This window comes from Actinoplanes sp. NPDC021490, assembly GCF_055562135.1.
This window is the reverse complement of the sequence record NZ_JBVHFW010000022.1, coordinates 172083-185542: the sequence shown is the minus strand read 5'-3', so window position 1 is coordinate 185542 and position 13460 is coordinate 172083. Positions and strand designations below refer to the sequence as shown.

Genomic DNA, 13460 nt, shown 5'->3' with positions numbered 1-13460 from the left:
CGTCATCTATGCAGGTCCCCGCCTCGAAGCAGGCCAGTCAGCCCGTCATGCCCGCGCCGGAGCCTGTTCAGCAGACGCGGCCGGCTTCGACGGCTGCCCCGCAGGCCCGGGTTCAAACCGTCCGTTCGCGGGGTCGGGGTACAGGTTCTGCGGTTAGAGAACGGAGCTTGGATGGTGGTTTATTGCATTTCTTTGGTTACTGTTCGGGGGTGGCTGCGGTGACACTCGATGCCGCATTCAGGCGTCGGGTGCGGGAAACTCATCGCGCTGTGGTCGAGGTCAGAGATTTTCCGAAATTCGAACATTTCCGGTCGGCGAATTTTAATGAGTTCGGACCGCTTCGAGGGCGGGAGCGCGGAGCGGTAATCGTTGCCGAAAGGCCACATGGGTGCGTGGTGCGATGCGCCAGTCGTGCCGCGGAGGCGTATGCCGCACGGTCTGCTCGACCCTCCGATTGGTTCGGCGTCTTGGCATGGAAGCGGAGTCGACCGGGCGGCGTGCCCGAAGCTGCGGCAGCCCTCACGCCGGCTCGGGCTATCCCAATGGCAGGGATCGCCTGGTCCCCCTTGAGCTGGATCGCCAGGTGTGGTGGTCGCCTGAGGCGAGCTGGGGCGCCGGAAGACGACCAGGGCCATGCGTTGAGCAGAGCGGCGCGCGCAAACACAAACAAAATCGGCGCCTCAGCCAAGGTGGCGACCGCTGCGACTGTCAGAACTCCTGTCGGCACCCGATCTCGGACCTAGCCAGGCTCAGGCCAGACAGGTCAGGCCCAGCAAGCCCACGCCCAAGCCAGGTCGCGGCCCAGACCCAGACCAGTCCCAGCTCAGGCCCCAGCCCAGCCCCAGCGCCGGCTCCGGCTCCGGCTCCGGCTCCGGCTCCGGCTCCGGGTCCGGGTCCGGGTCCGGGCCCGGGTCGAGCCCAGTTCCAAGTCCAGGCCCTCAGCCCTCAGCCCTCAGCCCTCAGCCAAGAACCTCAGCTCGTCCGGCGTCTCTACGCCTGAGCGGAAAGGTCGGAGGCGAAGACCGTCGACTTGCACGACAGCTTGACTCTGGACCGGACCCCAGCCCCTGCCCCTGCCCCAGCCCAAGTTAAAGCTCGTCCGGTGTCTCCACGGCTGACCGGCAACGCCCGAGCCAAAGACGGCCGACCTGCACGACGGCTCCGCTCAGGACCCAACCCGATCCGATCCCTGAACGACGGCTTCGCGCAGGCCACGGCCCGGCCAGTTCAAGCGTGGCCCGCAGCCCAAGTCCAAGAGTGTCCGGTGCCTCGACACCCGACCGGCAACGGCGGGGCCAACGACGGCCGACCTGCACGACGGCTCCGCTCAGAACCCGACCCGGACGGATGCGACCCCAGCCCCGACCCACTCCAAGCCGCAGCCCAAACCAACGCCACCTCCGACGCCAACACCGAAACCAAGGCCTCGGCCCGGCCCGGCCATGTCGCGGCGAGGCCAGCCCCAGGCCCAGGCCCAGGGGGCCGGGTCCAAGTCGAACTCGGACTGACGGTCCCCGAGTTTGAGGCTGGGTTCGGCCTGGCGAGAAGGGCCGGCCGGTGGGAGCGCTCCCCCCAACTGAAATGCAAATCACTGCAAACGCTTGCTCTGGCTATTGACTTGTTTCTATTCTCGCTGAGGTAAGCGCTTTCCTGCATACGGATCGCCGGGTCGGCGTGGGTGGCTGGGTCGTGGCCGGGAACAAGGTTGCGGGTCGGAGACAACGGTTCGTAGTGGCAGCGCCCGCTAGGTGACAGAGGAGCGAGACAGCCATGAAACGTTCAGCCAAACGCGCACTTGTGGCGCTGACGACGGGGGCCGTGGGAGCGGCGATCGTTGCGGCGCTGCCATTGCCTCAGGCGAGTGCGGCCGCGGTGGGCTCCGCGACCGGCTACGCGTCCAGCAACGGTGGCACGACCGGAGGCAACGGCGGCGCGACCGTGCGGGCCACCACCGGCACCCAGATTCACCAGGCACTGTGTAGCCGGGCCAGCAGCAGCACGCCGATCACGATCGAGGTTTCCGGCACGATCAACCACGGCAACACGACCAAGGTCTCGGGCAGCAGCTGCAACACGGCGGCCGACAAGATCGAGCTCAAGGAGATCAGCAACGTCACGATCATCGGGGTGGGGGGCGGCGCGGTCTTTGACCAGCTGGGCATTCACATCCGGGACTCGAGCAACATCATCATTCAGAACGTGACCGTGCGGAACGTCAAGAAGTCGGGTTCGCCGACGTCCAACGGCGGCGACGCGATCGGCATGGAGAGCACGGTCCGTAACGTCTGGGTCGACCACGTCACGCTGGAAGCGTCGGGCGGCGAGTCGGAGGGCTACGACGGCCTGTTCGACATGAAGGACAACACGCAGTACGTGACCCTGTCGTACAGCATCTTGCGCAACTCGGGCCGCGGCGGGCTGATCGGCTCGAGCGAGAGCGACACGTCCAACGGCTTCGTCACGTTCCACCACAACTACTACTCGAACATTGATTCCCGTACGCCGTTGCTGCGTGGCGGCATCGCGCACATCTACAACAACTACTACTACAGCCTCAACGAATCGGGCATCAACTCGCGCGCCGGCGCCCGGGCCAAGGTCGAGAACAACTACTTCGAGGACTCGAAGGACGTCCTGGGCACGTTCTACACCGACGCGGCGGGCTACTGGCAGGTCGCCGGCAACGTCCTCGACAACGTGACCTGGTCGAGCCCGGGCACCGACACCAAGCCGGCCGGGCCCAACCTGACGTCGACGACCACGGTCAGCGTGCCGTACTCGTACAGCCTGGACGGTGGCTCCTGCGTGCCGGCCACGGTGCGCTCGACCGCGGGCGCCAACACCGGCCTGCGTACGTCGAACGGCAGCTGCACCCCGACGAACCCGTCGCCGACCACGCCGGGGCCGACAACGCCGACCCCCACGCCGACCACGCCGGGCCCGACCACCCCGACGCCCACGCCGACCCAGCCCAGTGGCACCAACCTGAGCCTCAGCGGGGGCGCCGACGGTTCCAGCAAGGCGAGCGGCACGAGCTACGGCAACGTCAAGGACGGCAGCCTGACCACGTACTGGTCCCCCAGCGGCACGACCGGCAGCATCTCGATCAAGTGGAGCGCGGCCACCACCGTCGGCCGCATCAACGTCCGCGAGGTGTCGTCCGCAGTGACCGCGTACCGGGTCCTGAACGGTGACACGGGCGCGGTGCTCAAGACCGGCTCCGGGGCGGGCGTCATCAGTTTCACGCCGACCTCGCTCAAGAAGGTCACGTTCGAGATCACCAGCGCGAGCGCGGCGCCGCGGGTGGCCGAGTTCGAGACGTACGCGAGCTGAAGTGGACGGGGGCCTTCCGGTTGTCTCGAAGCCGGAAGGCCCCTCGGGGCCAGAATCCCGCATGGGCATCGTCTTGGGCGGGTATGCCGGAAGTGAACGGCTCGTCCGAAATCAACGAGGAGGCCGGCATGTCTGTTCGTGAACCGAGCGCCCAGCCCGAAATCGAACATCCCATCGATCTGACCGATCTTCCGGAACGGGGTGAGCGGCCTCAGCCCGCCCGGATTCCGGAGCACCACCCGGACGACTCGGGGCTGCCGGGGGACGTACCGGGAGTGCATGGCCCGGACTCCCCGCCGCGGGAGTGAGGCCTCAGGTCCAATAGAGGATCCGGCAGGCGGGGAGCCGCGCGGCGATCCGGGATTCGAACCAGCCGCGCAGCTCGGCCATCACGTCCGGCGGGTAGACGTATTTGACCGCGCCGAACTTGCCGTGTTTGCGGCTGCGTGACTCCTCGTCCATCTCGAGCCGGGTCCGCGGATACCAGCCGAGCAGCACCTCTTTGCTCCCCGGGGTGAACCGGTGGGTGATCAGTTCGGCGGTGAGGTCGAGGTCCGGCACCTTGTCGACGGCGGCCGCTACGGCATCGAGCAGTTCGCCGTAGCGGTCCCGCCAGTTCTCGACCGGCATGATCGGCGCGATGGTCAGACCGACGGGATAGCCGGCGAGCGCGAGAGTGCGCAGCGCCGCCAGCCGTTCGGGCAGCGGGCTGGTGCCGCCCTCCATGCGGGTGGTGACCGGCAGGCAGTTGACACTCAACCGGACCCGCGTACGACCGTGATGCGCCAGCCCGGTGAAGGCGCCCACATCGGCGAACTTGGTCGTCCAGCGCAATTGCACCGGCGCGTCCCAGGCCCCGAAGTGCTCGACCGCCCGGCTCCAACTGCCGGTCAGATGCTCGAGCGCCAGCGGGTCGGTGTAGCAGGACGCCTCGAAGGTGGTGCCCTCGTCGCGGCGCGCGGCCCGGCGGCTGGTCACCGTGCCCCGGCCGGCGTATTCGGCCAGCCCGTCGAGGATGTCGTCGAGGTCGGCGTACACGCGGGTCACCGGCGGCCCGGAGAGCGAGCCCGCCAGATAGCAGTACTGGCAGTGGGCCGGGCAGCCCTCGGCCAGGTCGAAGCGCCAGTCCGCACTCGGGGCGATCGGCTGCAGTTTGCGGCGCGAGGGCGGGCTCACCACGATGGCCATGGTCGACTTCGCCCGGGCGTACGTCTGCCGGTCGTTCTCGCCGCGGACATCGGTGAGCCGGGCCGACTTGAGCCGCTCGACCTCGATGCCCTGGGCCTCGACCAGCGCCATGATGCGGCGGCCGTGCGGATGGTCGTACGCGGGCGGGGTGGCCACGACGCGCTTGGGCGTCCAGCGGCGGGCGGGCCGGGCCGGCGGCGCGACCCCGCTGAGATCATGCGTCCAGATCTTCTCGCCGCTGGCGCTGTGCGGCGCGTCGATGTCGTCCAGGGCCAGCGGCACGCCGAGGTCGGTCACCCTCGGCACGTACCCCGGCCAGGCCGGATGTACCGTTTGCCGGGTCCGGAAGTTGGCCCGAGAGGGAGCGGCACTGCGATGACGGCGATTCAAGAGATCCCGCTGAAGACCATCACCGGCGAGGACGCCACCCTCGGCGACTACGCGGGGCAGGTGCTGCTGGTGGTGAACGTGGCCTCCAAGTGCGGACTCACCCCGCAGTACGAGGGCCTGGAGAAGCTGCACGAGAGCCTGGCCGGCCAGGGTTTCGCCGTGCTCGGCTTCCCGGCGAACGACTTCGCGGGCCAGGAACCCGGCACCGACGAGGAGATCGCCGAGTTCTGCCGCAGCACGTACTCGATCCAGTTCCCGATGTTTTCCAAGATCACGGTGCTGGGCCCGGACCGTCACCCGCTCTACACCGAGCTGGCCGGCGACCAGGACATCCAGTGGAACTTCGAGAAATTCCTGATTTCCCGTACGGGCGAGGTCGCGGGCCGCTTCGCCCCCGGCGTCACCCCCGACGACGCCGGTCTGACCGCGGCGATCGACCGCGAGCTCGCCGCCCCGCGCCCGTAAGGCGTGTTTTCGGCGCTCTCCGGTTTCGCGGTCATCGGCGTGATCGTGGTCGCCGGGTGGGTGGCCGGTCGCTGGGGCCGGCTGCCCGCCGAGACGGAGACCGTGGCCGGGCGGCTCGCGTACACCGTGCTGTCGCCCTGCCTGCTGTTCACCAGCGCCGCGGCGTCCGACCCGGGCAAGCTCTTCACGGAGCCGCTGCTCGTCTCGGCCGCCGCGGCGATCGTCTGTTTCGGCCTGCACACGGTCACGACGCGCGGCCGCGATCCCGGCGCCCGGATCGTCGGCGCGCTCGCCGGCGGCTACGTGAACGCGGCCTTCATCGGCATTCCGATCGCCTTGTACGTGCTCGGCGACACCGCCCTCGTGGTGCCGATCTTCCTGCTGCAGCTGCTCGTCTTCATGCCGGTCACGGTGACCCTGCTCGAGATCGCCACCACCGGTCACAGCTCGTGGCGGACGTCGCTGACCGTGCCCCTGCGGAGCCCACTCACCGTGGCCGTCCTGCTCGGAATCATCGTCTCGGTCACCGGCGTACGGCTGCCGTCCGTGTTCACCGAGCCGATCGCGGCGATGGGCAACTCGGCCGCGCCCGTCGTGCTCGTCGCTTTCGGCATGTCGCTGTCCGGCCGGCGCCTGCTCGAGCCCGGCCCCGACCGTATTCCGGTGATCGCCGCGGTGGTGCTCAAGGCCGTGATCATGCCGCTGATCGCCTTCCTGCTCGCGCTCGCCCTGCGCCTGACCCCCACCGAGACGTACGCGGTCACGGTCCTGGCCGCCCTTCCCGCCGCGCAGAACGTCTTCCTGTACGCGCAGGCCTTCGACCGCGGCGTGGTGCTCGCGCGCGACGCCGTCTTCCTGTCGACCCTGGCCTGCATGCCCTCGCTCGTGGCAATTGCGATCTTGCACACGTTGACGTGAACCAAGGTTGAAGTTCTACGGTTCGATGGTGCTCAGCAGTGTCGAGACCGGTTTCAAGGCAGCGTTCCGCCGCTACCCCACCGGCGTAGCCATCATCACCGCGGCCGGGCCGGTCGGACTGACCGCCTCCAGCGTGGCGTCGGTGTCGGTGCAGCCGCCGGCCCTGTCGTTCTCGGTGATGGACTCGCCGTCGGCCCAGGCCCTGCTGCGCGCGCCGAGCTTCGTGGTCAACCTGCTGGGCCCGTCGTCGGCCGCGCTGGCCCGCACGTTCGCCGGCCCGAACGGCGACCGCTTCGCCGCCGGCCAGGGCTGGGAGACGCTGCCGACCGGCGAGCCGGTCCTGACCTCGGCGCTGGCCTCGCTGCGCGGCACCCCGCTGCGGCTCGTGCCGGTCGGCACGTCCACGGTCGTCATCGCCGAGGTCCACGACGTGCTGCTGGGCCCGCCCGGCGGTCGCCTGGTCTATCACGACCGCGACTTCATCGCCCATCACTGACGCTGGGCGGCCAGCACCTTCTCGAGGGCGGCGGCCACGCTGCGCGACTCCGCGGCCGTCATGTGTGACGTGTAGTGACGTTCGATCGCGGCCAGATAGACCGGCGCGGCGGCGCGCAACGTCCTGCGCCCCTCGTCGGTGATCACCGCGTACGCGGAACGCTTGTCCTCGGGGTTGGCCGCCCGGCTCACCAGCCCGGCCTCGACCAACTGGTCGACGACCCGGCTGACCCGCGTGCGGGACACCACCGCGACCTCGCCCAGCTCGCCCATGCTGAGCCGCCGGTCCGGGGCCGAGTTGAGTTCGAGCAGTACGTCGTACCAGGTCAGCGGCAGTCCGCACTGCTGCTGGAGCTCGCGGTCGAGGCGGGGCACCAGCGCCGCGTGCACCCGCAGCAGCGCCGCCCACGCGGCCGTGTCGGTGTCGCCCATCACCTCAGGCTACCCAATTCTTGTGCGTGCGCACGCATCGGAGTAAGAATGTGCGTGCGCACGCATTCTTCTGACGACGGGACGAGACAGTGACCAAGGTTCTGCACCTTTCCGCATCCCCGCGCGGCCCGCGCTCCGAGTCCCTCGCGATCGCGACCACGTTCCTCGACACGCTCCGCGACGTCTCCCCCTCCACCCCGATCGAGACGTACGACCTCTGGGACGGCACCCTGCCCGCGTTCGGCCCGGACGCCGCGGCCGCCAAGATGGCCGTCTTCGCCGGCGAACAGCCCCGCGGCGCGGCCGCCGACGCCTGGGACGCCGCCATCGCCACGTTCCGCCGCTTCGACGCCGCCGACCGGTACGTCTTCAGCGTGCCCATGTGGAACGCCGGAGTGCCGTACATCCTCAAGCAGTTCATCGACGTCGTCAGCCAGCCCGGCCTGGTCTTCGGCTTCGACCCCGAGCGGGGCTACAGCGGCCTGCTGACGGGCAAGCGCGCTGCCGTGATCTACACCAGCGCCGTGTACGGCCCCGAACGCGGCCCGGCCTTCGGCGCCGACTTCCAGGCCCCGTACTTCGAGGAATGGCTGCGCTGGGCGGGCATCGACAACATTCGCAGCATCCACTTCCGCCCGAACCTGGCCACCGCCGACGCCGACACCGGCCGCAGGCAGGCCCACGCCCAGGCCCGCGACGCCGCCAAGGAGTTCCTGTCATGAGACGCGGCCGGTCGGGCCATGGCAGTCAGCGGCCCGCGCCGCGCAGCCAGTCGTAGATCTCGCCGAACGTCGCCGGGCCCGGCACGTGGCCGCCGGTGTACTCGTGACCCTGCGCTCCGCCGATGTTGGCCAGCAGCCAGTGGGCGTGGTCGGCAGAGACGTTCTGGTCGTCGGTGCCGTACCAGAGCCCGACCGGCACCGAACCGTCCGGCATGGCGAACCCCCACGGGCGGGCGAAGGCGATCTTGTCGTCGACCCAGCCGTCGTAGCTGTCGACGAAGGTGGCTCGCAGGCGGGCCATGGCCTCCGGGTCGTCGCGGGCCGGCGGGCCGGAGACCAGGCTGGGATGCTCCGGCCCACCGGCGGCGACGATCGCCATGATGTCGCGCGAGATCCGCTCGAGCTCGGGCCGCAGGGTCTGCTCGACCGGCGGTGGCGCGTCGCCGGGCGGCCGGATGCCGTCGCGGGGCGGGTGGAGGCCGTCGGCGGGCGAGTGGAGGCCGTCGCTGGGCGGGCGGATGCCGGACAGCACGGCGCAGCGGATCACCCGCTCGGGCAGCAGTGCCGCGCAGGCCAGCGCGTGCGGTCCGCCGCCCGAGCCGCCGAACACGGCGAACCGGTCCCAGCCCTGGGCGTCGGCGAGCCGCCGGACGTCCCCGGCCACATCGGCGACGCTGCGCCCGGGACGGCGGGTCGAGCCGCCGTATCCGGGCCGGTCGGGCATCACCACCCGTACGCCGCTGCGGTTCATCGCCTCGATCTGGTCCGGCCGCCGCCACCGGGTGCTCGGCGTGCCGTTGTGCGCGATGACCGGGAACCCGTCGGCGGGCCCGTAGACGCAGTAACGCAGGACTCGTCCGTCGATCTCCACCGACTGATCAGCGACCACCGGACCATCCAACACCACCGGCCGGGCTCAGCCGAGCGCGGCGAGCAGCCGGTCCACCTCGTCGGCGGTGTTGTAGTGGTAGAGGCTCGCGCGCACCGCTCCCCCGGTCGCGCGCAGCCCGGCCGCCTCGAAGTACTCGACCGCGTAATAGTCGCCGTGCGACACGCAGATGCCCTGCTCGCCGAGGTTCCGCGCGGTCTCGGCCGGGGCCTGACCGGCGAGGCGGAACGAGATCGTCGGGCACCGCTCGCGCCCGGCCGGGCACACCGTCACCTTGTCGTTGGCCCGCAGCCCGTCCAGCAGCCGGGCGGCCAGCCGGTTCTCGTACTCCTCGGCCGCCGCCATGCTCGCCAGCACCCGGGCCCGGCGGCTGCCCGCACCCGCAGCCAGCCCGGCCAGGAAGTCGACCGCCGCGGTCACGCCGGCCAGCAGTTCGAAGCTCAACGTCCCGTACTCGAACCGGTCGGGGGCGGCCGACGGCGACGGGATCAGCTTCACCGGCTGCAGCGGCTCCCACACGGCCGGGTCGGCGACCACCGCGGCGTAGTGCGGACCCGACCACTTGTAGGCGCTGGTCACATAGAAGTCGGCGCCGAGCGCGGCCACGTCGGTCGGCCGGTGGGCGGTGGCGTGCACCCCGTCCACGAAGACCTGGGCCCCGGCCGCGTGTGCGAGGCCCGCGATCTCGCCGACGGCGGGCACGGTGCCGATGGCGTTGCTGGCCGCGGTCACGGCGACGAGCCGGGTGCGCGGGCCGACCAGCTCGGCGTACTGCCCGGCGGGCAGCTCACCGGACGCCAGATCAACGTCGGCCCACCGTACGGTGGCCCCGGCTGTTTCCGCGGCCTGGACCCAGGGGCGCACGTTGGCGTCGTGGTCGAGCCGGGACACCACGATCTCGTCGCCGGGACCCCAGCCCTGCGCGAGGGTGCGGGCCACCAGGTAGGTCAGGGCGGTGGCGCTGGGCCCGAACACGACCCCGGCCGGGTCGGCCCCCACCAGGTCGGCCACCGCGGCCCGGGCGGCGGCCACGATCTCCCCCGAGCGGCGGGCCGGATCGTGCGCGGTGCCGCGGTTCGACACCGCCGTACGCATGGCCGCGCCGATCGCCTCGATCACGGCCCCGGCCGGTTGGGTGCCGCCGGCCCCGTCGAAGTGCGCGAACCCCTCGGCGAGCGCGGGATAACCGGACCGGATGCGGGCGACGTCGAGGCTCATGATCCCAGCCTAGGGCTGGTACGGGGGTGCCTCTCCCCAGCCCCACCGCGGCACCGGGGCGGCCCGGGCCACCTCGGCGCCCGGCTGCGAGTTGTCGCGGGCCAGCCGGGTGCCCCACTCCACGTAGGCGAGGAACGCGGCCCGGAACTCCGGGTCGCCGGGCAGTCCCGCCTCGTCGGCGGCGTCCTGGATCAGGTTGACCCAGCGCCGGCGCTGCGGCTCGGTGATGGCCATGCCGAGGTGCTTGGACAGCATGTGCGGATAGCCGCCGTGCGAGGCCGTGTAGTCGGCCGGCCCGCCGAACACCTCGGCCAGCCAGACCGCCACGTGCCGCGCGTGCTCCGGCGGCATGTGCGCGAACAGCGGCGCGAGCAGGTCGTCTTTCTCCACGCGGGCGTAGAACGCGTCGGTCAGCCGCGCGAACGCCTCGAAGCCACCAGCCCACTGATACAGGGTGTCCGTCATGCCGATCAGCTCAGCAGGGCGGCGGGCCACCGGCAAGTACGCACATAATGGTGCGTGCCCAAGCGATACAGCTGCCCGGTCGAACTGACCGTCGACGTCGTCGGTGGACGGTGGCGCCCGGTCCTGCTGTCCCGCCTCAAGGAGGGCGTGCACCGCTATGGCGAATTGCGCCGCCTCACCCCCGGCATCAGCGAGAAGATGCTGACCCAGCGCCTGCGCGAACTGGAGGCCGACGGCCTCATCACCCGCCGCGACCGGGGCACCGTCCCACCCCACGTCGACTACGACCTGACCGACGAGGGCCGCACCCTGATCCCGATCCTGCAGGCCATGTACGACTGGGGCCTGGCTCGGGCCGCCCGCACGGGCACCGAGGTGGGCGGTTAACCGCTCGACCGCCGATCGGCGCGATGACACGATCACCCCCGTGACACCGCTGCGGATCATCAAGGGCGACGCGACCAGTCCGCAGCACAAGGGCCCGAAGCTGATCGCGCACGTCTGCAACGATCTCGGCGGCTGGGGCAAGGGCTTCGTGCTGGCCGTCTCGCGCCGCTGGCCCGAGCCCGGGAAGGCCTACCGCCAGTGGCATCGCGAGCGCGCAACCAACGACTTCGGGCTCGGCGCCACCCAGCTCGTGCAGGTGCGCCCCGACATCTGGGTCGCGAATATGGTCGCCCAGCGCGGCACCCGCACGGGCAGCAACGGCCCGCCGATCCGCTACGAGGCGGTCGAGCGCTGCCTGACCACCCTGGCCGACCACGCCACCCACCTGGCCGCAACCGTCCACATGCCCCGAATCGGTTGCGGCCTGGCCGGCGGCCGCTGGTCCCGCATCGAGCCACTCATCCAGGCCACCCTGTGCGCCCGCGACATCAGCACCACCGTCTACGACCACGACTGAGCCGATCGGCGGCTCATCGGTTTCCGGTGGACTCCACGCGGGTGATGAGCTGCTTCAGGCGGTCGATCTCCTCGGCCAGCGCCCGGCTTCCGGCCGGGGTCAGCGTGATCCAGGTGCGGCCACGTTTGCCCTCGTAGCCCTTTTCGATGTCGACCAGGCCGGCCGCCTCCAGCACGCTGAGGTGTTTGGAGAGGTTGCCGGCGGTCAGTTCGAGCTGGCCGCGCAGGTAGCCGAACTCGACCCGCTTGGCCTCGTGCGCGATGGTCAGGATGCCCAGGCGGACCCGCTGGTGCACGACCTCGTCGAGGCCGTTGACCGGGTGGTCGACCTGTTCGTCGGTCACGGCCGCCGCCGGGCCAGGGCGAAGCCGGCCGCGCCGAGCAGGAGGACCAGGCCGTTGATGACCTGTTGCGGGACGAACGACGCTGCCGTCGACGTGTTCATCTGCCAGCCGAAGGTGATCGGCACCAGGACCACCAGCAGGTAGGCGGCGGTGAAGGCCAGCAGCGCGACGTTGCGTTCGAGCCGGCTCAGCACCAGCAGCGCTATGCCGAGGGTGCCGGCGGGCGCGATCAGGCGGTCGATCACCATGAACCACGCCGGGAACGGGTCGCTGGGCGGGTTCTCCCACCAGTAGGTGTAGGCCAGCAGCCACGCGGTCAGCGACAGCAGCGTCAGCACCCCGCCGGTGATCACATAGGGCAGCACCCTCGCGCCCAGTCCGCGCGCGCGGGCGGCTCGCATATAGGCAAAGGCGATTGCCCCGTACGCCACCAGGAGCGCCGGCGGCCAGTAGAACATCGTGCCGCGCCGCCAGAACGCGCAGCCGCTGTCCGTGCAGCGTTCGACCAGCAGGAAGTAGTCGAACGGGATCGCCGCGAGGGTCGCCGCGCCCAGCACCAGCAGCGCCGCCCACGTCAGACGCTGATCGAGGCGTACGCGATGGGCCAGCGCACGGGTCTCGGAGAGAAGCCGCCGCGGATCGTCGGCCGCGGGCATCGAGTCGGTGGTCATGGCAATAGGTTTCCACAGCAAACCTATTTGCGCTAGTGGCCCCCGGGAACTTCGCTGGTCCCGGGGGCCGGCCAGCTAGGCGAGCGCGCGACGCAGGGCGTCCAGGCGCAGGGCCCAGATGCGCCGGGACAGGGCCGCCTCGGCCGCGAACGTCTCGGCCGCGTGGTAGCTGCCGGGGTGGATGTGCAGCTCGGTCGGCACGCCCGCGGCCATCAGGCGCTGGGCGAAGGCGATGTCCTCGTCGCGGAACAGGTCGACCGTGCCGACGTCGATGAACGCCGGAGGCAGCCCGGACAGGTCCTCGGCGCGGGCCGGAGCCGCGTACTGGTCGGCCGGTTTGCCGCCCAGATACCAGGCCCAGGCCTCGATATTGCCGGACCGGTCCCAGATGCCGATGTCGACGATCTCGTGGCTGGACGTGGTGGTGTTGGTGTCGTCGATCATCGGGTAGATCGGCATCATGAACTTCAGCTGCGGGCCGCCGCGGTCGCGGGCCAGCAGCGCGGTCGCGATGGTCAGGCCGCCGCCGGCCGAGGCGCCATAGATGGCCAGCCGGTCGGGGTCGAAACCGAGTTCGGCCGCGTTCTTGGCCATCCAGACCAGCCCGGCGTAGCAGTCCTCGACCGGCGCCGGGTGCGGGTGCTCGGGCGACAGGCGGTACTCGACCGAGACGACGACCGCGCCGACCTCGTCGCAGATGTAGGTGGCGTTCGGGTCCTCGCCGTCGATGCTGCCCAGGACCATGCCGCCGCCGTGGATGTAGAAGATGCCGGGCAGCGTGCCGGTGGCGTTGACCGGCTTGTAGATCCGTACGGTGATGTCCGGCTCGCCCTCGGGACCGGGAACCGTCCGGTCCTCCTTGACGACGTTGGGGTTCTCGGGGATCTCGATGCCGGCCAGCATCGCCTGCACGGTGGCGCGGCGCTGCACGATGTCGGGCACCGAGTTGAAGCCGCCGGGCAGGGCCTCGAGCAGCTGGTCGAGCGGGACGGCGACTTCGGGGTCGATCAGTTCACGACGGGACATG

Annotated in this window: 16 protein-coding genes; 8 read left to right on the top strand and 8 right to left on the bottom strand. The window is 70.5% G+C overall.

Going from position 1 to position 13460, the window contains the following annotated elements; all coding sequences use genetic code 11:
• Positions 1-1770: 1770 nt before the first annotated feature.
• Positions 1771-3333 (top strand): pectate lyase family protein, encoded by a 1563-nt coding sequence (locus tag ACZ3I4_RS41720; protein WP_465387669.1) that lies wholly within the window; start codon positions 1771-1773, stop codon positions 3331-3333.
• A gap of 83 nt (positions 3334-3416) precedes the next feature.
• On the top strand, positions 3417-3641 hold the full coding sequence (locus ACZ3I4_RS41715; protein WP_465387668.1) for a hypothetical protein: 225 nt from the start codon (positions 3417-3419) through the stop codon (positions 3639-3641).
• Positions 3642-3645: 4 nt separating this feature from the next.
• Here ACZ3I4_RS41715 and ACZ3I4_RS41710 read toward each other — a convergent pair whose 3' ends face one another.
• A complete protein-coding gene (locus ACZ3I4_RS41710) occupies positions 3646-4818 on the bottom strand; it encodes a spore photoproduct lyase family protein (RefSeq protein ID WP_465387667.1) in 1173 nt (390 codons plus the stop codon).
• 78 nt (positions 4819-4896) lie between these two features.
• On the opposite strand from ACZ3I4_RS41710, the gene ACZ3I4_RS41705 reads away from it, so the two are divergent.
• The 3 genes from ACZ3I4_RS41705 to ACZ3I4_RS41695 are packed head-to-tail and all read left to right on the top strand — an operon-like array spanning position 4897 to position 6790.
• Complete coding sequence (locus tag ACZ3I4_RS41705; RefSeq protein ID WP_465387666.1) at positions 4897-5376, top strand: glutathione peroxidase; 480 nt, start codon at positions 4897-4899, stop codon at positions 5374-5376.
• 3 nt (positions 5377-5379) lie between these two features.
• Positions 5380-6294 (top strand): AEC family transporter, encoded by a 915-nt coding sequence (locus ACZ3I4_RS41700; protein WP_465387665.1) that lies wholly within the window; start codon positions 5380-5382, stop codon positions 6292-6294.
• Positions 6295-6322: 28 nt separating this feature from the next.
• Positions 6323-6790: a flavin reductase family protein gene (locus ACZ3I4_RS41695; RefSeq protein ID WP_465387664.1), complete on the top strand. Its 468-nt coding sequence runs from the start codon at positions 6323-6325 to the stop codon at positions 6788-6790.
• Here ACZ3I4_RS41695 and ACZ3I4_RS41690 read toward each other — a convergent pair.
• Complete coding sequence (locus tag ACZ3I4_RS41690) at positions 6784-7221, bottom strand: MarR family winged helix-turn-helix transcriptional regulator (RefSeq protein WP_465387663.1); 438 nt, start codon at positions 7219-7221, stop codon at positions 6784-6786. The two genes, ACZ3I4_RS41695 and ACZ3I4_RS41690, sit on opposite strands and share 7 nt — an antisense overlap.
• Before the next feature lie 89 nt (positions 7222-7310).
• Here ACZ3I4_RS41690 and ACZ3I4_RS41685 point away from each other — a divergent pair, with 89 nt between their 5' ends.
• Complete coding sequence (locus ACZ3I4_RS41685) at positions 7311-7943, top strand: FMN-dependent NADH-azoreductase (RefSeq protein WP_465387662.1); 633 nt, start codon at positions 7311-7313, stop codon at positions 7941-7943.
• Between the two features lie 25 nt (positions 7944-7968).
• Here ACZ3I4_RS41685 and ACZ3I4_RS41680 read toward each other — a convergent pair whose 3' ends face one another.
• Genes ACZ3I4_RS41680 through ACZ3I4_RS41670 form a run of 3 tightly spaced genes read right to left on the bottom strand, consistent with a single transcriptional unit; the run spans position 7969 to position 10515 of the window.
• Positions 7969-8832, bottom strand: coding sequence for an alpha/beta fold hydrolase (locus ACZ3I4_RS41680; RefSeq protein ID WP_465387661.1), 864 nt, complete (start codon positions 8830-8832; stop codon positions 7969-7971).
• Positions 8833-8859: 27 nt separating this feature from the next.
• Positions 8860-10050, bottom strand: a complete 1191-nt coding sequence (locus tag ACZ3I4_RS41675) for a cysteine desulfurase-like protein (RefSeq protein ID WP_465387660.1) — start codon at positions 10048-10050, stop codon at positions 8860-8862.
• Positions 10051-10059: 9 nt separating this feature from the next.
• Positions 10060-10515: a group II truncated hemoglobin gene (locus tag ACZ3I4_RS41670; protein ID WP_465387659.1), complete on the bottom strand. Its 456-nt coding sequence runs from the start codon at positions 10513-10515 to the stop codon at positions 10060-10062.
• A gap of 54 nt (positions 10516-10569) precedes the next feature.
• Here ACZ3I4_RS41670 and ACZ3I4_RS41665 point away from each other — a divergent pair, with 54 nt between their 5' ends.
• A complete protein-coding gene (locus ACZ3I4_RS41665; protein WP_465387658.1) occupies positions 10570-10902 on the top strand; it encodes a winged helix-turn-helix transcriptional regulator in 333 nt (110 codons plus the stop codon).
• A gap of 40 nt (positions 10903-10942) precedes the next feature.
• Positions 10943-11419 (top strand): macro domain-containing protein, encoded by a 477-nt coding sequence (locus ACZ3I4_RS41660; protein WP_465387657.1) that lies wholly within the window; start codon positions 10943-10945, stop codon positions 11417-11419.
• 13 nt (positions 11420-11432) lie between these two features.
• Here ACZ3I4_RS41660 and ACZ3I4_RS41655 read toward each other — a convergent pair whose 3' ends face one another.
• The 3 genes from ACZ3I4_RS41655 to ACZ3I4_RS41645 all read right to left on the bottom strand — a co-directional run bounded on the left by ACZ3I4_RS41655 (position 11433) and on the right by ACZ3I4_RS41645 (position 13459).
• On the bottom strand, positions 11433-11762 hold the full coding sequence (locus tag ACZ3I4_RS41655) for a transcriptional regulator (RefSeq protein WP_465387656.1): 330 nt from the start codon (positions 11760-11762) through the stop codon (positions 11433-11435).
• On the bottom strand, positions 11759-12433 hold the full coding sequence (locus tag ACZ3I4_RS41650) for a hypothetical protein (RefSeq protein ID WP_465387655.1): 675 nt from the start codon (positions 12431-12433) through the stop codon (positions 11759-11761). The genes ACZ3I4_RS41655 and ACZ3I4_RS41650 overlap by 4 nt, the downstream gene beginning before the upstream one ends.
• Positions 12434-12508: 75 nt before the next feature.
• Positions 12509-13459 (bottom strand): alpha/beta hydrolase, encoded by a 951-nt coding sequence (locus ACZ3I4_RS41645; RefSeq protein WP_465387654.1) that lies wholly within the window; start codon positions 13457-13459, stop codon positions 12509-12511.
• Position 13460 lies beyond the last annotated feature (1 nt).